This window comes from Roseibium sp. (assembly GCF_965232425.1).
Lineage (GTDB): Bacteria > Pseudomonadota > Alphaproteobacteria > Rhizobiales > Stappiaceae > Roseibium.
Window position 1 is genome coordinate 5,423,684 of record NZ_OZ246971.1, and the last position, 17,815, is coordinate 5,441,498.

The 17,815-nt window shown below is 60.0% G+C and carries 20 protein-coding genes and 1 tRNA gene; 6 read left to right on the top strand and 15 right to left on the bottom strand.

What is annotated here, in order from left to right; genetic code table 11:
- Positions 1–43 precede the first annotated feature (43 nt).
- From ACO08A_RS24765 to ACO08A_RS24775, 3 genes are read right to left on the bottom strand one after another with little or no spacing between them, the layout of a single operon-like run.
- Positions 44–1,300, bottom strand: a complete 1,257-nt coding sequence (locus ACO08A_RS24765; RefSeq protein WP_422038524.1) for a Zn-dependent hydrolase — start codon at positions 1,298–1,300, stop codon at positions 44–46.
- Positions 1,301–1,310: 10 nt separating this feature from the next.
- Complete coding sequence (locus ACO08A_RS24770; RefSeq protein ID WP_422038525.1) at positions 1,311–1,598, bottom strand: cupin domain-containing protein; 288 nt, start codon at positions 1,596–1,598, stop codon at positions 1,311–1,313.
- Between the two features lie 26 nt (positions 1,599–1,624).
- On the bottom strand, positions 1,625–2,953 hold the full coding sequence (locus ACO08A_RS24775; protein WP_422038526.1) for an aspartate aminotransferase family protein: 1,329 nt from the start codon (positions 2,951–2,953) through the stop codon (positions 1,625–1,627).
- Positions 2,954–3,440: 487 nt separating this feature from the next.
- Between ACO08A_RS24775 and rutR the strand changes: the two genes are divergently transcribed.
- Positions 3,441–4,115 (top strand): HTH-type transcriptional regulator RutR, encoded by a 675-nt coding sequence (rutR, locus tag ACO08A_RS24780; protein WP_422038527.1) that lies wholly within the window; start codon positions 3,441–3,443, stop codon positions 4,113–4,115.
- Positions 4,116–4,156: 41 nt separating this feature from the next.
- Complete coding sequence (gene arfB, locus ACO08A_RS24785; RefSeq protein WP_422041806.1) at positions 4,157–4,579, top strand: alternative ribosome rescue aminoacyl-tRNA hydrolase ArfB; 423 nt, start codon at positions 4,157–4,159, stop codon at positions 4,577–4,579.
- A gap of 64 nt (positions 4,580–4,643) precedes the next feature.
- Here arfB and ACO08A_RS24790 read toward each other — a convergent pair whose 3' ends face one another.
- The 9 genes from ACO08A_RS24790 to ACO08A_RS24830 form a co-directional block, all read right to left on the bottom strand.
- Positions 4,644–4,916: a DUF4242 domain-containing protein gene (locus ACO08A_RS24790; RefSeq protein WP_422038528.1), complete on the bottom strand. Its 273-nt coding sequence runs from the start codon at positions 4,914–4,916 to the stop codon at positions 4,644–4,646.
- A 172-nt stretch (positions 4,917–5,088) separates the two neighbouring features.
- Positions 5,089–5,556 carry a hypothetical protein gene (locus ACO08A_RS24795; protein WP_422038529.1) on the bottom strand — a complete coding sequence of 156 codons (468 nt, stop codon included), beginning with the start codon at positions 5,554–5,556 and terminating at the stop codon, positions 5,089–5,091.
- Between the two features lie 429 nt (positions 5,557–5,985).
- Positions 5,986–6,510, bottom strand: coding sequence for a regulatory protein RecX (locus ACO08A_RS24800; protein ID WP_422038531.1), 525 nt, complete (start codon positions 6,508–6,510; stop codon positions 5,986–5,988).
- Positions 6,500–7,336: an MBL fold metallo-hydrolase gene (locus ACO08A_RS24805; RefSeq protein ID WP_422038533.1), complete on the bottom strand. Its 837-nt coding sequence runs from the start codon at positions 7,334–7,336 to the stop codon at positions 6,500–6,502. The genes ACO08A_RS24800 and ACO08A_RS24805 overlap by 11 nt, the downstream gene beginning before the upstream one ends.
- Positions 7,333–8,139, bottom strand: coding sequence for a TatD family hydrolase (locus ACO08A_RS24810; protein ID WP_422038534.1), 807 nt, complete (start codon positions 8,137–8,139; stop codon positions 7,333–7,335). The genes ACO08A_RS24805 and ACO08A_RS24810 overlap by 4 nt, the downstream gene beginning before the upstream one ends.
- A 75-nt stretch (positions 8,140–8,214) precedes the next feature.
- Entirely contained in the window at positions 8,215–9,276 is a 1,062-nt protein-coding gene (locus ACO08A_RS24815; protein WP_422038535.1) for a DNA polymerase III subunit delta', read from the bottom strand.
- Positions 9,276–9,962: a dTMP kinase gene (gene tmk, locus ACO08A_RS24820; protein ID WP_422038537.1), complete on the bottom strand. Its 687-nt coding sequence runs from the start codon at positions 9,960–9,962 to the stop codon at positions 9,276–9,278. Before tmk ends, ACO08A_RS24815 begins: the two co-directional genes overlap by 1 nt.
- 123 nt (positions 9,963–10,085) lie before the next feature.
- Positions 10,086–11,207, bottom strand: coding sequence for a D-alanyl-D-alanine carboxypeptidase family protein (locus tag ACO08A_RS24825; RefSeq protein ID WP_422041807.1), 1,122 nt, complete (start codon positions 11,205–11,207; stop codon positions 10,086–10,088).
- Between the two features lie 125 nt (positions 11,208–11,332).
- Positions 11,333–12,430: a septal ring lytic transglycosylase RlpA family protein gene (locus tag ACO08A_RS24830; protein ID WP_422038539.1), complete on the bottom strand. Its 1,098-nt coding sequence runs from the start codon at positions 12,428–12,430 to the stop codon at positions 11,333–11,335.
- A gap of 579 nt (positions 12,431–13,009) precedes the next feature.
- Here ACO08A_RS24830 and ACO08A_RS24835 point away from each other — a divergent pair.
- The 4 genes from ACO08A_RS24835 (at position 13,010) to ACO08A_RS24850 (ending at position 15,030) form a co-directional block, all read left to right on the top strand.
- Positions 13,010–13,162, top strand: coding sequence for a hypothetical protein (locus tag ACO08A_RS24835; protein ID WP_422038541.1), 153 nt, complete (start codon positions 13,010–13,012; stop codon positions 13,160–13,162).
- A tRNA-Ser gene (locus tag ACO08A_RS24840) sits at positions 13,158–13,247 on the top strand. Before ACO08A_RS24835 ends, ACO08A_RS24840 begins: the two co-directional genes overlap by 5 nt.
- Before the next feature lie 518 nt (positions 13,248–13,765).
- Entirely contained in the window at positions 13,766–14,473 is a 708-nt protein-coding gene (locus ACO08A_RS24845) for a Crp/Fnr family transcriptional regulator (RefSeq protein WP_319387544.1), read from the top strand.
- Positions 14,455–15,030 (top strand): DUF4202 domain-containing protein, encoded by a 576-nt coding sequence (locus ACO08A_RS24850; protein WP_422038542.1) that lies wholly within the window; start codon positions 14,455–14,457, stop codon positions 15,028–15,030. The genes ACO08A_RS24845 and ACO08A_RS24850 overlap by 19 nt, the downstream gene beginning before the upstream one ends.
- On the opposite strand, the gene ACO08A_RS24855 is transcribed toward ACO08A_RS24850, so the two are convergent.
- Genes ACO08A_RS24855 through ACO08A_RS24865 form a run of 3 tightly spaced genes read right to left on the bottom strand, consistent with a single transcriptional unit; the run spans position 15,020 to position 17,805 of the window.
- A complete protein-coding gene (locus ACO08A_RS24855; protein ID WP_422038543.1) occupies positions 15,020–15,292 on the bottom strand; it encodes a hypothetical protein in 273 nt (90 codons plus the stop codon). The genes ACO08A_RS24850 and ACO08A_RS24855 overlap by 11 nt on opposite strands.
- Positions 15,293–15,299: 7 nt before the next feature.
- Positions 15,300–15,863 (bottom strand): cytochrome c oxidase subunit 3, encoded by a 564-nt coding sequence (locus tag ACO08A_RS24860; RefSeq protein ID WP_422038544.1) that lies wholly within the window; start codon positions 15,861–15,863, stop codon positions 15,300–15,302.
- A 4-nt stretch (positions 15,864–15,867) separates the two neighbouring features.
- On the bottom strand, positions 15,868–17,805 hold the full coding sequence (locus ACO08A_RS24865) for a nitric oxide reductase activation protein NorD (RefSeq protein WP_422038545.1): 1,938 nt from the start codon (positions 17,803–17,805) through the stop codon (positions 15,868–15,870).
- Between the last annotated feature and the right edge of the window lie 10 nt (positions 17,806–17,815).

The window sequence follows — 17,815 nt, forward strand, 5'->3', positions numbered from 1 at the left end:
TGTTGCGCCGTCCCGGACCTGATCCGGGACCCATGATCGATCATTACCCCACGATTTCCGCCGTCTCGACAACCGCGTGGAAGAGAACATCCGCGCCGGCCTTGGCCCATTCGCGGGTGATTTCTTCGGCTTCGTTGTGCGACAGGCCGTCAACGCACGGGCACATGATCATTGCCGTCGGGGCCACCTTGTTGATCCAGCAGGCATCGTGTCCAGCGCCGGAAATGATGTCCCGGTGGCTGTAGCCAAGGCGTTCGGCGGCATTGCGCACGGCTTCGACGCAACCCTTGTCGAACTCGACCGGATCGAAGCCGCCGACCTTTTCGAATTCCACCTCAAGGCCCATGTCGTCGCAGATCTTATTCGCGCCGGTCTTCAGCCGTTCTTCCATGTCCTGGATGACGGTCAAGTTGGGGGAACGAAAATCGACCGTGAAGACCACCTTGCCGGGGATGACGTTGCGCGAATTCGGATGAACATCGATATGACCGGCAGCACCGACTGCATGGGGCGCATGCGACCAGGCGATCTCGTCGACAAGTTCGAGGATCTTCGCCATGCCGAGGCCGGCGTTCTTGCGCATCGGCATCGGTGTGGACCCCGTGTGGCTGTCCTTGCCGGTGACGGTGACCTGCGTCCAGGAGAGGCCCTGGCCGTGGGTGACGACACCGATATCCTTGCCTTCAGCCTCCAGGATCGGTCCCTGCTCGATATGCAGCTCGAACATCGCGTGCATCTTGTCCTTGCGGGCACCTACCTCTTCGTCGCCAACCCAGCCGATGCGTTTCAGCTCATCGCCGAAGGACTTGCCCTCGGCGTCTTCGCGGTCATAGGCCCAGTCCTGGGTGTGAACGCCCGCAAACACGCCGGAGGCCAGCATTGCAGGCGCATAGCGCGTGCCTTCCTCGTTGGTCCAGTTGGTGACCACGATCGGATGTTTTGTCTTCACGCCGAGGTCGTTCATCGAGCGCACAAGCTCAAGTCCGCCCAGGACGCCGAGTACGCCGTCATACTTGCCACCGGTCGGCTGGGTGTCGAGGTGGGAGCCGACATAGACGGGCAGGGCATCCGGATCGGTGCCCGGACGGGTCATGAACATGTTGCCCATGGTGTCGACCGCCATGCTCATGCCGGCCTCCTCGCACCACTTCTGGAACAGCTTGCGGCCTTCGGAATCCTCGTCCGTGAGGGTCTGCCGGTTGTTGCCGCCGGCAACGCCGGGACCGATCTTGGCCATCTCCATGAGGCTGTCCCACAGACGGTCCGCGTTGATCCTCAGGTTTTCGCCCGGAGCTGCCATCTGAAATCTCCTATTTCAATTCCGTTTCGACGAAGGACATGCGTTCGTCCCCGCCGTTGATTACATTGTGTTCGACGCCTTCATCGCGGCGGTAGACGGTTCCGGCCGGAACAAGGACCTCTCGGCTTTCTCCGCCGGGTTCTTCCAGAAGCATGCGGCAGTCGGTCAGCGCCGTGATGACGTAGTCCATTTCGTGCCGGTGCCAGCCGGTTTCGGCGCCCGGCACAAAGTCGAAACGGGTGACACGGACCCTGTCGTCGTCAATCAGCTGCGTGGCTATTGCCTGTTCCCGTTTCATGACGCCTAGCCTTCTGTTCGATCCCGTCAGTCAATCGCCTCGAGGACCGCACGCAATTTCCCGAAGAGCTCATCAATCTGTTCCTTCGAGATGATGAGAGGCGGGGAGAGGGCGATGATATCACCGGTCGTGCGGATCAGGATGCCATCATCATAGGCTTTCAGGAAGGCGGAGAAAGCGCGTTTTGTCGGCTCTCCGGCGATCGGCTCAAGTTCAACCGCGCCGATCAGGCCAAGATTGCGGATATCGATGACATGCGGGCAGTCCCTGAGCGCGTGCAGGCCGTCTTCCCAGTATTGTGCCAGCCCTGCCGCCCGTGTCAGCAGGTCTTCCTCGTCATAGGTGTCGAGAGTTGCGAGCGCAGCGGCGCAGGCCACCGGGTGACCGGAATAGGTGTAACCGTGAAACAGCTCGATCATGTGTTCCGGACCGGTCATGAAGGCCTGGTAGATGTCCGAGGAACAGAACACGGCGCCCATGGGGATGACGCCCGAGGTGAGACCCTTGGCCGTCGTTACCAGATCCGGCGTGACACCGAAGAAATCGGTCGCGAAGGGCGATCCGAGGCGACCGAACCCGGTGATGACCTCGTCGAAAATCAGCAGAATGCCGTTGTCGGTGCAGATCTTGCGCAGCCGCTCCAGGTAGTTCTTCGGCGGGATCAGGACGCCGGTTGACCCTGCGACCGGCTCGACGATGACAGCCGCAATCGTGGAGGGGTCGTGCAACTGGATGATGCGGATCAGGTCCTCGGCATATTCGGCCCCGTTTTCCGGCATGCCGCGCGAGAATGCATTGCGCTCCGGATCATGAGTATGGCGCATGTGGTCGACACCGGTCAGCATCGTCCCGAAGGTTCTGCGGTTGGCGACGATGCCGCCGACCGAGATGCCGCCGAAGCCGGTGCCGTGATAGCCGCGCTCACGGCCGATCAGGCGTGTGCGGGTACCCTGTCCAATGGCACGCTGATAGGCGAGCGCGATCTTCAGGGCCGTGTCGACGCTCTCGGAGCCGGAGTTGGTGAAGAAGACATGGTCGAGCGGCGAGGGCATCATGGCCGACAGGCGCGCGGCCAGTTCGAAGGCCTTCGGGTGCCCCATCTGGAAGGCGGGCGCATAGTCCAGCTCTGCGATCTGTTTCTGAACCGCCTCGACGACCTTGGGGCGCGAATGGCCGGCGTTGCAGCACCACAGGCCCGCGGTTCCGTCAAGGACCTGACGGCCATCGGCGGTCGTGTAGTGCATGTCCTTGGCCGAGACGAACATGCGCGGCGCCTTCTTGAACTGGCGATTCGCCGTATACGGCATCCAGAAGGCTTCAAGATTGTTGGTTGCTGCCTGTGCCGGCGCTGACATGCGTCCTCCTTGCAGCCCGGGTAAAAGGGCTGGCGGTCTATCTGCTCGTGCTGGAGAAAGCGCCCACGATTTGCCGGCCTGCAGGGAGCAAGCGCCCGGCGATGCTGGTCCTCTCACCACACTGTTCCCGGCTCTTCCTGCAGTACTCTCCAAGCAAAGAAGTGCCGATCGATCTCTGGATGGCCGTTTCGGCCTTGTCCGGCATTCACCGGTTCTGATTATGATGATCAGATAGGTGCGAAGCTTCAAGAGTTCCCCGTTGCAGGCAACCAGATGTTCGACTAGCCTTCTGACCAGTTGGTCAATTTACCCTAGGAGTAATTTGACCAAATGGTCAAGATGCAATTCCATTCGGCATGACCAATTTGTGGTCAATCAGCTTCAGAAGCAGACATGACCGCTCAAAAATGGCCGAATTCAACGAGTTTGGCCGGTTGCGACACGTGCCCGGCACAGGGCGGTTTAAGGTTGGAAGCGGACGTATTTGATGACAAGTCTTGAAGGGCAGGGATCGATTTCTCAGAAAAATGGAGGCCTCAGCCGGATTCAGGAGCGAAACCGTTCGCTTATTCTGGAGGCCGCCTTGAGCGAATTCTCGAGAAAGGGGTTTTCCGGCGCAACGGTTGAACGCATCGCGGCGGAAGCGGGCATGTCGAAGTCGAACCTGCTCTATTACTTTTCTTCCAAGGAAGCGATCTACAAGGCAACGCTTGCGCACATCCTGGAGGTCTGGCTCGCACCACTGAAAACCCTTGACGCGGACGGCGAACCGGCGCGGGAACTGGCGGCCTATATCCGTCAGAAGATTCAGATGTCGGCGGATTATCCCGAGGCGTCCCGGTTGTTCGCCAATGAGGTCATGCAGGGCGCCCCCCAGATCCTGCCGATCCTGGAAGGCGAACTGAAACGTCTCGTCGAAGAAAAATCGCAGGTCATCGACAACTGGATCGATACCGGCAGAATGCAGCCGATCGACCCCGTGCACCTGATCTTCACGATCTGGGCGACAACGCAGCACTACGCGGATTTCTCCATACAGGTCAGAGCGTTGACAGGGAAGGATCTCGGTGATCCGGAGTTCTTCGAAGAGACCGTTGCCTCGGTGACCAGGCTTCTGCTCAACGGGGTCGGCCTGACAGTTCCGCAGGACGGCGGAGCGTAATTGTGGACGACGAACCGGCAGACCCTCATTCCGCATCGCGCATTCCGGTTCTTGGCAAGATCCATATCAGAAAAGAGGATATCTCCGAAGAGTTCATCCGGGCGTCCGGGCCCGGTGGGCAGAACGTCAACAAGGTCTCCACGGCCGTGCAATTGCGGTTCAATCTCGCGGGCAACGAGAGCCTGCCGGAAGACGTCAAGTCACGCGCGGCGCGGATTGCGGGCAGCCGCCTCACGCAGCATGGCGAAATCGTCCTTCAGGCCGACCGCTTCCGAACGCGTGAGCGCAACCGTGAGGACGCGCTCGAACGGCTGTTGGACCTGCTGCGCAAGGCGATGGAGAAACCGAAGCCCCGCAAGGCAACCAAGCCGACACTGGGGTCGAAGAAACGCCGCCTGGACGCCAAAAAGCAGCGCGGTCAGATCAAGAAAATGCGCGGGCGAGGGGCACGCTACGACGACTGATCCCGCAGTTCGCGTGCCGGGCATGACGGCGCGCCTTTCGCGAAGCTCCGTTTTTCCGTTCTGATCAGCCTGCCGTTGTCGGGTCGATCACGGTAACGACTTCGGTAATCCTGTTCGCCGGAAAACCGCTGATTTCCGCGTGTTTCCGGATCGCCTGCTCGTCCTCAGCAAGATAGATGCAAAAGGTCTTGTCGCCCGTGACATATGAGTGCTGCCACTGCACCTTTGGGGCTAGCTGGGCCAAGGCATCATTGGATGTGTTGGCTGCGCCGCAAAGCTGTTCGGCGTTCATGCTGCCGACACCTTCGATGTCGCGCTCAATGACGTATTTTTTCATGAGACTGCCTCCCTTAGTGACCCTGCCGATCTGATCAAACCGGGCGACAATCTCGACGACCTGTGCGCTTCCAGATTTCACCAGTGCGGGAAGCACAGGCTAACATCCAGATTACGCAGCGTAAATTTGTGCAAATTGACAGGTCTCTGCGAGAAAAAACGTATCTTGTGGTTCACGTCATCGAATAGCCCAGGACGGTCACACGTGCCCAGATGCCCATCGTGGTCATCGCGGATGCACCTGCCGTGAAACCCGGTCCGTTGACATCCTGGCTGCTGAAAAGCATGCCGCCCATGTTGCCGGCCGTGATGCTGCACAGGCCGTAACCTGCGCCAGCACCGGCGCCCGCCGTCGTCAACCGGCCATAGCAGCCGTCCAGGTCGTTGGCGCTGAAAATGCGGTTGCAGTTGATGCGCGTATAGGAGTAGTGCGCAGCTTCGCCGCCGAACTCGGGAAGGGAAATCGATCCGCCGCGACCGCCGAAGCCCAGTCCACCGCCGGCAAATCCGTAAAGGCCTGCATAGTTCGCTGCGCGGCTTCTGAATATGAACGTCCAGTATCCGCCGGCAATACCCGCACCGACGCCGCCATCCATGTAACCGGACACTTCCCAATCAGATGCATTAAAAGTCGCGGACATGGTCGCCATCCTCGTGTCGTGAACCGGATATGTGACCGGCCGGTTTCCCGGCGGACGCTTCAAACAGTCAAACACAAGTCTATCAAAAATCCAGGTTTCGTCCGTGTTCTGAATCACATTGCCGTAGGACGCGCTTGCGGCGCGCGGGCGAACCCTAATCCTGTAGATTGGCAACAAGCAAGTTTCTATTGCCGGTGTGTCTCGACGAAGGCCTGACCCTGGAACGACGACGGCAGGGATACGCGACACGCTGTTCAAGAAGTGCGTGACGGATCGAGGGGTGGGTTTGAAGGTGCCGGTATTGTATCAGGCGAGATCCATATCACTAATTCGCATAATCAATATTATGGAACATTTTTGGTTGGGCGAAACAGCGCTTCATTTCAGACGTTTAGCGCAACGTGCCTGTGGCCGCGTCTGCCTGCACTGCTACGCGTCGTCTTTTGCGGCATCGATGACCCGCAACGCGATGTCGAATGAAAAGCCTGCGCGGCACATGGCAGCAAGATCTTTCTCGCGGCGTGCGGCTCTGTCTGCGGCGTTTCGAAACGGACCGAGCCTGCGTCTTCGTGCATACGCTGCGGCGGCTTCTTCCTCGGTTCCGGCGCCGTCGTCCAGCACGGACCGGATCGTGTCGCGATCGACGCCTTTCTGTGTCAGTTGCGCTTCGATCTTGCGGCGCGAACCGCCGCGGCGTCTGAGGCTTGCCGTTTTGGTCTCTGCATAGCTGCGATCATTGACCAGCCCTGAATCGACACATCTTTTCAGAACCTTGTCGATCATTTCGGAAAACTCTGCCGGGTCCAGGCCGTGATGACGGCAGGCTTTCAGGACACGGCGTTCCAGCACCTTGCGCAGATTGTTTTGCGACGAACTGTAGCGTTCCAGGTAGTGAACGGCCGACCTTGTCAATCGTTCGATCGTCGGCAGTTTCGGGTTTGTTTTACCCGGCATGACTCATCTGACCGGTTTCGTCTTCAAGAACTGTCAGATCGATCTGCATACCGTCATAGGCAGGCTGGATCGTTTCCGGCAATTCGCGGCTCAGTTCGGCATAGTCGAGATCGCAATGCAGGTTCGTGAAAACCGCGGTTTTCGGCTTGATCCGAGCCGTCCATTCCAGCGAATCCTCAAGGCAGAAATGGCTTGGATGCGGTGTGCGTCGAAGGCAATCAAGAATGAGAATATCCAGTAATTTCAATTTATTGAGCGAATTTTCTGAGATATCGGATACATCCGGGATGTAAGCCGCGTTATCTATCCTGTAGCCAAGCGCATCAATGTCGCCATGCCTGACGGTGATCGGCTCGAATGTCAGCGTACCGCCGTCTCCGACGATCTCGACCGGCTTGCCGTGTGCGACCGACCGGTGCTCCAGGATCGGAGGATAGTTCGAGCCTTCCGGTTTTTCGAAACAATAGCGGAAGGCCTCCAGGGCGCGCTGGTGTGTTTCATCGTCCATGTAGACGGGTGTGCGGCGACGGCTGAGCAGCCAGAAGGCGCGCAAGTCGTCGATCCCGTGCAGATGATCGGCATGTGCATGGGTGTAAAGCACCGCGTCGACATGGCTGACATTCGCCGCCAGCATCTGTTCGCGCAGGTCCGGTCCCGTGTCGATCAGGACGCTCGTGCACCCGTATTCACCGCGTTTTTCGACAAGGAGCGCGCAGCGCCGGCGGCGGTTTTTCGGCTCTTCCGGGTCGCAAGCGCCCCAGTCATTGCCGATGCGCGGTACGCCGGCGGACGATCCGCACCCCAGGATTGTCAGCCGGACACTCATTGCTGCGCCGTCCCGCCGACTGCGGCAGGCCTCGGGACCTTTTGAAAAAGCCGGAAAAAATTCTCGGTTGTCTGACGCGCCATTTCCTCTTCGGAGACACCCCGTGTTTCAGCCAGAACGGCAGCGGTCATGGCCGTATAGGCAGGCTCGTTGCGTTTGCCGCGCCGGGGCTGGGGTGCGAGGTAAGGCGCATCCGTTTCAACGAGGAGCCGGTCGGCCGGAAGGTCCCGGGCGATCGCACGCAGGTCTTCGGACTTCTTGAAGGTCAGAATGCCGGAGAAAGAAACATAGAGACCGAGTTCAATCCCGGTAAGGGCAAGATCCCTTCCTGAGGAAAAACAGTGCAGGAGAGCAGGGAAGGCCCCCTTCCCCATTTCATCGCGCAGGATCGCCGCCATGTCGTCGTCCGCGTCGCGCGCATGAATGACAAGCGGCAGTCCGGTCTGGCGCGCGGCCTCGATATGAACGCGCAGGCCCTCGGCCTGTGCATCGCGCGGTGCCTTGTCATAGAAATAGTCGAGACCGGCTTCACCGATTGCAACGACCTTCGGATGCGCCGCCAGGGCAACAATGTCGTCCACCGGGATGCCGCGTTCGACGCCGGCATTGTGCGGATGCGTGCCGACGGAACAGTAGACCTCGTCATAGGTCTCCGCGATTGCCTTGATCCGGTCGAACTTGCGGATATGCGTGCAGATGGTGACCATCAGATCGACGCCCGCGGCATGCGCCCGCGCGATCAGATCGTCCCGCTCGTTGTCGAAATCTGGAAAATCAAGGTGGCAATGGCTGTCGACAAGCATGAAAGATCCTGGAATCGAGACTGTTCGGCGCGCCTTGATAGCCGGAAACCGGTTATTTCCCAAGAGCGGTTCCGCTCAGGCTGCGCGCAAGGCGAAGAAAAAGTCGAGCACCACTTGTTTCCGGTCGAGATTGAGCGCGTCCGCATCGCGGATCGCACGGCTGGCGTTTTCCCAAAGCTCGACGTGGCGATAGGCTGACCGCACGCCGGCCTTGACATCCCGGCTCATGCGTTCGTGACACAGGCGTTCCAGAACATGCTGAAAATTCAACCAGTTGTCGGATTGACCGCGCGCGGTGACGAGATCGGCAAGCGCATGGACGGCGCTGAGGTCCAGTTGTGCTGCATTGTCGGCCAGACGCCGCACGCCCTTGGCGATCGCGAGCCCGTCACCGGACAACAGGGAAATGGCCGCCCGCAGACTGCCGTCGGCCGTCGCTGCAAGTTCATCAAGGTCATTGGCCGTCGGTAGGGGATCCACGCCAAGCAACTGCAGGCCTTCCGATATTTCGGATGGGCTGAGCGCGTCCAGGCCGAGCCGGCGGCACCTGGAGCGAATGGTCGGCAGGAGGCGTCCCGGCGCGTGGCTGAGAACCAGAAAGAGGCAGCGCTCCGGCGGCTCCTCGAGTATCTTCAACAGGGCGTTGGCAGAACTTGCATTCATGTCGTCGGCAGCGTCGACAATGCAAATGCGCCAGGCTTTCGCCGAAGCCGTCGTGCCGAAAAACGAGACGGTTCTGCGGACCTCGTCCACCGGGAGATCGGTTTTGAACCGCTTTGACTTTTCGTCCCAGGGCCTGCGCAGGTGCAAGATGTTCGGGTGACCGCCCGCCGCCACCTGCCTCAACACCGGATGATCCCCGGGAACAGAGAGATCGGCTGCGGCGGACACCTCGGACCCGAACCGGTCGGGATTGGCGACGATGAATTTCGCGAACCGGAAGGCCAGGGTCGCCTTGCCGATGCCCTTGGCGCCACCGAGGATCCAGGCGTGATGGATGCGCTGCGAACGGTAGGCATCCAGGAGTTCTCTCTCCGTCGCCTTGTGCCCGACAAGGCGCGTCTGTTCATTCGGCAACGGGTACCCGGGCAGCGCATCCACCTCCGGGATGTCGAGGGGTTCATTCCGGCGTGCCATCAGAACGGCCTCTCGGGTGTCGTCACATGCTCCACGTCGAGGTCAAATTCCTCGGGAAAGGTGCTCAGTACAGCCTTGCGGACTTCGCGCTCGACAAAGTCCTCGTCGCGCGACCCGTCAATAATCGTGAATCTGTACGCTTCATCAAGCGCCAACTGCAGGAACATTTTGCGTCTTCGCTCGTGAACGGCGACAGCTTCATCTTCGAAACGGTCCGGTCCGCCACTGTCGTCGGACTGGGATCGCTTGGCGACGCGGCTCAGGCCGATCTTTGGAGGAACATCGATCAGGAGCGTCATGTCCGGCCTCAGACCTGCAACGGCGGCCAGTTCGAGAAGCTTGAGGTAGTCCTGTTCGACGCCTGCCTCGCCCTGATAAACGCGCGTGGAATCGGAGTAACGGTCGCACAGAACCCAATCACCGCGTTCCAGCGCCGGCTTGATCGTGGCATCGACATGATCCGCGCGCGCCGCCGCGAACAGCATGGCTTCCGCGTGCGGTCCCTGATCCTTTGCGCCACCCGACAGCAGCAGCGACCGGATCTTTTCCGCGCCCGGCGAGCCCCCCGGCTCTCGCGTGACGACAACCGACTTGCCGTTTTTTTCCAGAAACGCCTTCAGACGGGTAATCTGAGTCGACTTGCCCGCCCCCTCTCCGCCTTCGAAGGTAATGAAATATCCCGACAAGCTTTTCCCGTCTCCTTCAGGCCGGCCCGTCACATGAACGCTTGGCCTTGCCTATCAACTGATACAGGGCAAACGTGCCGCTTTCAAACAGGGAATCGTGTCCGGCTGCACCGTGTTGGGGACTTATCCGATCCAGCCGAACAGGAGTTCCTGCAGACCGTCCATCGCCCTGTTCATCAGCGTGCCCTCGGGAACGTCCGCACCGGTCACCAGCGGTGCCCTGTAGACGACCCCTTCCTTGCCGATGACACGCAGTTCTCCGGCAGGCGTTCCCTTGTTCACGGGAGCCTGCAGCGGGCCATCGTAGACAACGCGCAGCCGGTAATCGAGGCTTCCGCCCCGGGCGAGCAGGACGTTGACATCAGTCTTTGCCACGAGCGGCACCGTGCCGGCAACGCCACCGAAAACGCGTCCGTCGGCGATCTTTTCGCCGGCCGGGTAGATCGTCTTGATGGCGTAGAATTCCCACGCACCGCCGATCACCTCGTTGAGCGACTGCAGCCGGTGCTTGTCCGAATTGAGGCCTGCGACGGCTGCAATGATGCGCCGTCCGTTGCGGTCCACCGAGGCAAGACCGGAAAAGCCGTCCTCCGGGTGATTGCCGCCGCCCAGTCCGTCGAGGTTCCTGATTTCCCCCAGAAGCGGGTTCTTGTTCCGCTGGTAGATCTTGTTCCAGGTGAATTCCGGAATGGAAAACAGATCGTAGAGGTCCGGATGCTGCTCAACGATATATTCGGCGAGCCGCGCCTGGTCGCGCACTGTCGTGCTGTTGGGCGCTTCGTCATAGCCGGTTGCATTGGAAAAGGTGCTCGCGGTCATGCCGAGGGACGCGGCCAGGTCCGTCATGCGCTGTGCAAAAGCCTCTTCGGAGCCGTCGATGCACTCCGCAAGCACAATCGCCGCATCATTGGCATTGTGGACGAGCAATCCTTTCAGAAGGTCCTCGATCGCGATGTCCGACTTGATGGCGGCAAACATGGTCGATTTGCGTGACGGTGCACCGCCCGTTCGCCAGGCGTGTTCACTGACATTGCAAAGCTGGTCGGGCTGCGCCTCGCCTTCCTTCAGAAGCTTGAAAATGGTCGCCGCGGTCATGACCTTGACGAGCGAGCCCGGCGTAAACGGTTCGTCCGGGGCCTTCGAATAGAGAACAGTGCCGGATTCAGGTTCGAGCAGGAAAGCCTTCGGTGCCTTTGTGACGATGGATTCAACCGCCGACGCCGGGCCGGGCGTTGCAGCGGACACAGCCAACAAGGCGGCGCAGAAGGCTCTTGTTTGCAGTCGCTTGCGCCATGCTGAAATTGAGAGGCCCATCACCCTGCCGTTTCCTTTCTTAGGTCAACGGGCACAGTGATCAGATCCCGTTTTTGCTAGTTGCCCGATGGGATCTTAGCAGCCAGCTGACGCATGGAAAGACCTTGCGACGCGGTTGTGGACAAGACCGCGTGAGCCCCGGAAATGCGCTGGTTCGCCGTATAGGACGAAATCGCGCTTCCGGACTGGAAGCCGTCAGCCGAACCCGGGAACGGAGCTTGTAGCGGCTTGTTCGCCGGAGCGTAGCTGGACGAAAGGGACCCCGTGGCTGGCTGGAAGCGGTTGTTGGACGCGACCTTGATGGCGGGGTTTCCGGCTTCGAAGGCAATCGCCGGGTCGAACGCCGCGACCTGTACGCCTGGCTGGCCCCGTTTCGCGGAGGCAAGTGTTGCCGCGGAAAGGTAAGGCCGTGCGGCGGGAGCCGGAACCTTGCCGTAGATGAGTTCAGCCGGGACCTGGGCGATCAGAGTGCCCGGACGCGATGCGCCGGGTGCGACGGAGCCCGGGCCGGTATAGGACGCCATCAGGTATTCTTCGTCCTCACCGTGAAGCGGAGCCCGGCCGACATACTCGACCTTGACCTTGCCCACGCCCGCCGATTTCGTGTCCAGCATCGTTGCAACACGTTCGGACAGGTCGATGATGCGATTGCCATGGAAGGGGCCGCGATCGTTCACGCGGACGATCATCGAACGGCCGTTGGCCGTGTTCGTCACGCGTGCATAAGACGGCAGGGGCATCGTGGTGTGAGCGGCGGTCAGAGCGTTGCGGTCAAAGATTTCGCCGTTCGCCGTCTTCCGTCCGTGGAATGTCGGGCCGTACCAGGAGGCGAGTCCTGTCTTCCTGTAGTCCGGGTCATGCTCCGGGTAGTACCACTTGCCGGCGATCTTGTACTTCTTGCCGATGACATAGCGTCCGCCGCCCTTGGGCACCGGTTTGCCGGCAGCGACCATGCGCGGGCTGGCCTTCACGCCGTATTTTTCGGGGCTGAACTTGGCCTTGGGTTTTTCGGGAGCGGAGCTGCACGCGGCCACAAACGATACCGCGGCGACCGTCAGCACCACCGTGCGCAGTTGTTTCCAGCTGCTTCGCTCAGATCCGCAGCGGTTTGTCCCCGAAGACGTTCCTGCCGTGCGGCAAGTTTCTACGCCCATCCCTTGCATCCTGCCGTCCTACTCATAAACGCGCTGGCGGCCCCGTAGCTCACGCGATACTCCGGCTTCAAACAGGCCGGTTCCAGGCTACTTTTTCCGTCTGCCGGTTTTTACACCGTCGATGTACTGCCCCCGCGGTACATCCCAGACATCCAGCCTGTTTAATCGCAAGTGTCTTACTGCAAAGTAAACGCCCCGTCGAGGCTGTCCGGCGCGCCTTTTCCGGACAGTCACAGGTTTTGACGCCGTTTACGCTCCCGGGTCGAGTTCCGTTGCGGTAAGTAACTGAAATACATGAAATTTGTACGATCCCGAAATTGTTGCAGACAAGTGACAGTCCGCAAAAAATCGTCAAATGATCAGGTTGTGATGTAGGTCACATCGGTTGCCGGCGGTTCGGCCTAGTGTGTCTTCATTGCTCGTGACCGCCCTGTCACAGCAATGCTGGAACCCACCTCCAGCTTTGGCCGCCGGTTCAAACCCTGCCCACGACACCGGACCGGCGGCCCCACACTTTGTCATGTTCCGGTGCCGCTGCGCACCCTGCCCTACCCAACCCAAAGCGCCCGGAACCGGAACATGCCAAAGGCCCCGCCTGCGGCCTTCGCCGCCCTCCACACGATTTTTCCGAATTCCCCGCCCGCCGAATGGCTGGCTCTTGACTTTCCGCTCAAGACCAACGAAACGGAAACACATGCCGCCCGCGCCGACGCGCCATGGCTGCATTGGTGAGGTGGCCGAGTGGTTTAAGGCAGCGGTCTTGAAAACCGCCGTGCGTGAGAGCGTACCGTGGGTTCGAATCCCACCCTCACCGCCATTTATTTTTACAATTAGACTTACTTGCCCGTTTTTTTGTTCTTTTCGCATTCCTCGGCCAGCAAAACACCTATCAAACAGACGAAAGCCGGGCCGGGCAAAGTCAGCTGACTTCGCCCGGCTGCTCCGATCGCCTTTGGCCTCGGAAAGGCGACCAAACACGTTCCTGTCGTTCCAACCAATCGTGCGGCGATCGGCGGAAGAACCTGCGGGCATTCGGAATGCAGCGCATGGACAAGAGGGTCTATGGCATCATTGATCGCGGCGAGAAGCGCGGGACATCGCCAAAGGGCCAGATACTTTGACCTGACCGCATCCGGGCTCGTCATGATGTGCCGCTTTCCCGACTGGCAAGAACCCTAACGGCGGTGCGCCGCGCGCTACATGACATTGGTCAAGGGACAGATATTCGAAACGCGCTTTGATCAGGAGCAAATCGCGTGTCCCGTCATTCTGCTAATCTGAGTTGCAAATTTGGGAGGGAGCGGGTTCGCGCAGGTGAATCCGGATAAAACTGAGATGCCAAACGAACGCCGCCGCAAGATCGCGCAGACCTCTTTGCTGTTGCAGAGTTTTCCGCAGGACATACAGGACACGCTCCTCGGCTTGTCGAGCTGGCGCGAATATGATCGCGGCGAAACACTGTTCCTTCAGGGCGAAACCGCTCACGCCATTCACATTGTCACCGAAGGCTGGGTCAAGCTTTACCGGATCGCCCCGAATGGCGGTGAAGCCGTTGTGAATGTCTTCGCAAAGGGTGAGAGCTTCGGCGAGGCGGTCGCTTTCCGCGGACATGCCTATCCGGTCTCCGCGGAAGCCGTGACGGCTTGCGAAGTCATGCGCATTCCGAGCGTTGCTCTCCTGGAGGCGATGCGACGGGACCCGGAAATCGCGGTTTCAGTGTTGGCATCTACCTTCACGCACCTGCACTCTCTCGTCGCCCAACTGGAGCAACTGAAAGCGCAGACGGGGCCTCAGCGGGTCGCCGAATTTCTCTTGGGTCTCTGTCACCAGGAAGAAGGCAGTTGTGTCGTGACCCTGCCCTATGACAAGTTCCTGATCGCAGGACGCCTCGGCATGAAGCCCGAAAGCCTGTCCCGATCCTTTTCCAAGCTTAAAACGATCGGTGTCCACATCAACAGGAACAACGCCGCAATCGAGAATATCGATCGTTTGCGAGAATATTCCGAAACCGACCCGGTTGAAGCATGGCACAAAGCACAGTGAGTTGCCTGAATGGCGCCCTATCGGCGATTGATGAAGCGAATGCAGCCGATCCCAACCTTGAAGACGGTGAACCTGCCGCGTTACTCTACGGAAGGCGCATGAGCGCCGAACTCGAACGGCTTTATCCAGATGCCTCCGATCCGCTCAGGATCGCCGCGCGGGGACAGCATATCGAGCGTTGGATCTTGCCGCGCGCGACCTACCCTGAAGGCAAGGCGGGCTATCATGCCTGGCGCCGTGAACTTGCCGAACATCATGCGCAGCGGGTTGGTGCAATCATGGCTGCGGCCGGGTACGGCGTTGCGGATATCGACGCAACCGGCCGGATGCTTCGCAAGGAAGGCATCAAGCGCCACAAGGACGTCCAGTCGCTGGAAGACGTCATCTGCTTCGTGTTCCTGAAGTGGTATTTCTCGCCCTTTGCCGCCAAGCACAACGACGCGAAAGTGCTCGGGATCGTGCAAAAGACGGCACGCAAGATGTCGGACGACGCGCGTCAAAGGGTCCTTGCCGAATTCGACCTGCCTGAGCCGCTTGCCGCAGCCTTCAGGCAATGACCTCAGGAGCCAGGTACAGGCCGAGCAGCAGCAGACAGAGAAGACCGAGTGCCCAGTTGAAGCCGGATAGGATGCGCGGTGCCTGGCCGAGGCCGAGATACCTGGAAAGGACGATGCGTGCCTTGATCCAGGCAAACACCAGCACCAGCGCCCCTGTTCCCCAAGCCGCATGCATCTGCGCAGCTCCCGCCGCGACCATAACCGATGCACAGCTGATGATGAGAAGGCTGAACCAGGCCCGGGTTGTCGGGTTGAAACTCATGTCATCGTCACGCCAAAAGATAGATCACGGGAAACAGCAGCACCCAGACAAGATCGACCATGTGCCAGAAAGCCGTACCGACTTCCAGATTTCGGGGCGTGACCTTCCATGCGATCAGCACAAGGATGAGCATGCCTGCCACAACATGCAGGGCATGAAAGCCGGTCAGGAGATAGTAGAACGTGAAAAAAGGATGGGTTTCGGTCGAATTTCCCCTGGCAGCCACTTCGGCGTATTCATAGATCTTGATCGCGAGGAACAGGGCTCCGAGCCCCCCTGCTTCAAGAAGCGCTAGACGTGCGGCAGGTATCCTGCCGGCCAGGCTGAAATCAAGCGCACGGGCGGCAAGGAAACCGCTTGTGATCAAGATCAGCGTGTTGACCCCTGCAAGCGTTGGATGAAGATGGGTACTGGCAGCGGCGAACCCCGCCGGATCGGTGATCCTTACAGCGAGGAAGGCGGCAAGCCCGGCTCCGAAGACCAACAGTTCGCTCACGATCAGGACCCACATCATCAGATCGCCGGGCAGATCATCCAGACCGCCGGTTCTGTCCAGTTGCCCGGCGGACATTCCGTCACCCTCCAACGAGCTGTCTGTAGATCTGCGGCAACGCCTGGGTCAGCCGGTCCGGATGCGGGATAACCGCGAACCCTCCCTGTCCGAACAGGCGCGGGAACCAGGATTTCGCGGATTTGTCGATGGTCACGCCGAAGACCGATTGCCCGGCCCGCCGGGCCTCCCGAACAGCCATTCGGGTGTCTTCGATCCCGTGCCGGCCCTCATAGTGATCCAGATCATTCGGCTTGCCGTCGGTGATGACCAGAAGCAGCCTGCGCTTGCGGGACTGGGTTTCCAGTTCCTTGGATGTGTGGCGCATGGCAGCTCCCAACCGGGTGTAGAACCCCGGTTTCAGGCCACGTATGCGATGTTCTACCGTTGCCGACATCGGTTCGTCGAAACGTTTGCATCTCTGCAGATAGACGCGGTGCCGCTTCAACGAAGAAAAAGCGGAGATGGCAAAATCGTCGCCGCAGGCATTCAGCCCCCAGGCGAGTGCCGTCAGCGCTTCGCGCTCGATGTCAATGACCGCCCGCCCGGTAACCGCACTCTCCGTCGACCGGGACACGTCCAGAAGAATGGAAACGGCAAGGTCACGTGCTTCCGGCCGTGTTTGCTGCCAGATCCGCTCGTTGCCGATGCCGCTGGCAATCCGTTCAACCTGGGACCTGACGGCCGCGTCCATGTCGAGGCCGTCACCCTCAAGATGCCCACGGGTTGTGACACGTCCGGGACGCAAGGCCTCGAACTGCCGCTTGACCGCGCGGATGCGCCTTGCAGCACGGGGATCTTCATCGGCAGTCTCCCGGTCCGGATCGGCATCGGCAACACTCGTCAGAACACAGGCGTGATCAGGCAGATACTTGCCGGTGCGCGTGTCCCACTCCGGATAAAGAACTTTCCCGGACAGTTTTTCCCTGTCGACATCTTCCGGTGCCAGATCAAGATGCAATTTCAATCGTGTTGCCGGCGCCTTGGAAATCTGACCCAAGCCAATTTCCTCCTGATCCTCCGCAGCCTTCTTTGCATCGTCATTGTCATCGTCATCGACGCGGCGGTTCAGATTGAGGAACTCGGCCCAACTCAGAATTGCCTCGAACTTGTGCAGGATCAGGCTGTCCTTTCGTTCCGCCTGGTCGGCTTTTCGTCTCCTCGCCTTCAGGGTCTTGCCTGAGGCCTCTTCGGGCGTACCCTCCGTATCGCGGTCTTCAACCGCGTCGCCTGTCGAGAACATGACTTCACGCACCTTCAGCCAGACCGGGACAGGCCGAAATGGCCGATACCCGCGCTGAGCGCAAATGTCCGAAAGATCCCCCTCCCGGACCTTGGCCTTCAGTTCCTCGACGTCCGCGGCAAGCTCGGTTGGATCGCCAAGCATGTGACGCACGAGCTTTTCAATCCGCGCTTCCATGACGGGAAGGCCTGTCAATTTGCGCGTTGCGAGAGCGCCTCGGCTGAGTTCCCGGTACAGGGGCTCGAGCCCAGGAGCCGTTTCGAGAGTCTTGCGGATACTTGCCTCGACATGATGCAGCGTCCGCAAGTCTGCGCGCAGCAGATCATCCTCCGGCTGAAAACGCGGCGCATGCGCGGCCATGGCCGTCAGCCAGACGTAGAGCGCGGCATTTGCCTCCCGGAAGGGAAAGACGGCCAGCGTCTCCGGCAGACGGAAGGTCTCTCCATCGAAGCTTGCCTGCGGAACGGTTTCCGTTTCAGTCCCGAGCCGCCTCAGGAAACCGAGGCGGTGGTGTGAAACTTCATCGGAGACCGGGCGCAAATCAACACTGTGACTTCCCCCCAGCCCCCGAAAAAGCACTGCAAGCCGCCCGCCGACCTCTGAGAGGCCGACCGCGGCTCCATGATGCACCTCGGGTGCATCCAGGCGGCTTGCAAATGCGTGCCACAGTTTCCCGACGGTTTCTTCGGGTTCCCATGGCTCGAAGTCGATCCTGCCCATCGGTCTGGCC

Bases quoted from the DNA above. Each gene is read 5' to 3' on its own strand.
- ACO08A_RS24765 (WP_422038524.1), bottom strand. From the start codon at position 1,300: ATGGCAGCTCCGGGCGAAAACCTGAGGATCAACGCGGACCGTCTGTGG.
- ACO08A_RS24770 (WP_422038525.1), bottom strand. From the start codon at position 1,598: ATGAAACGGGAACAGGCAATAGCCACGCAGCTGATTGACGACGACAGG.
- ACO08A_RS24775 (WP_422038526.1), bottom strand. From the start codon at position 2,953: ATGTCAGCGCCGGCACAGGCAGCAACCAACAATCTTGAAGCCTTCTGG.
- rutR (WP_422038527.1), top strand. From the start codon at position 3,441: ATGACAAGTCTTGAAGGGCAGGGATCGATTTCTCAGAAAAATGGAGGC.
- ACO08A_RS24790 (WP_422038528.1), bottom strand. From the start codon at position 4,916: ATGAAAAAATACGTCATTGAGCGCGACATCGAAGGTGTCGGCAGCATG.
- ACO08A_RS24795 (WP_422038529.1), bottom strand. From the start codon at position 5,556: ATGTCCGCGACTTTTAATGCATCTGATTGGGAAGTGTCCGGTTACATG.
- ACO08A_RS24800 (WP_422038531.1), bottom strand. From the start codon at position 6,510: ATGCCGGGTAAAACAAACCCGAAACTGCCGACGATCGAACGATTGACA.
- ACO08A_RS24805 (WP_422038533.1), bottom strand. From the start codon at position 7,336: ATGAGTGTCCGGCTGACAATCCTGGGGTGCGGATCGTCCGCCGGCGTA.
- ACO08A_RS24810 (WP_422038534.1), bottom strand. From the start codon at position 8,139: ATGCTTGTCGACAGCCATTGCCACCTTGATTTTCCAGATTTCGACAAC.
- ACO08A_RS24815 (WP_422038535.1), bottom strand. From the start codon at position 9,276: ATGGCACGCCGGAATGAACCCCTCGACATCCCGGAGGTGGATGCGCTG.
- ACO08A_RS24830 (WP_422038539.1), bottom strand. From the start codon at position 12,430: ATGGGCGTAGAAACTTGCCGCACGGCAGGAACGTCTTCGGGGACAAAC.
- ACO08A_RS24835 (WP_422038541.1), top strand. From the start codon at position 13,010: ATGCCAAAGGCCCCGCCTGCGGCCTTCGCCGCCCTCCACACGATTTTT.
- ACO08A_RS24845 (WP_319387544.1), top strand. From the start codon at position 13,766: ATGCCAAACGAACGCCGCCGCAAGATCGCGCAGACCTCTTTGCTGTTG.
- ACO08A_RS24850 (WP_422038542.1), top strand. From the start codon at position 14,455: ATGGCACAAAGCACAGTGAGTTGCCTGAATGGCGCCCTATCGGCGATT.
- ACO08A_RS24855 (WP_422038543.1), bottom strand. From the start codon at position 15,292: ATGAGTTTCAACCCGACAACCCGGGCCTGGTTCAGCCTTCTCATCATC.
- ACO08A_RS24860 (WP_422038544.1), bottom strand. From the start codon at position 15,863: ATGTCCGCCGGGCAACTGGACAGAACCGGCGGTCTGGATGATCTGCCC.
- ACO08A_RS24865 (WP_422038545.1), bottom strand. From the start codon at position 17,805: ATGGGCAGGATCGACTTCGAGCCATGGGAACCCGAAGAAACCGTCGGG.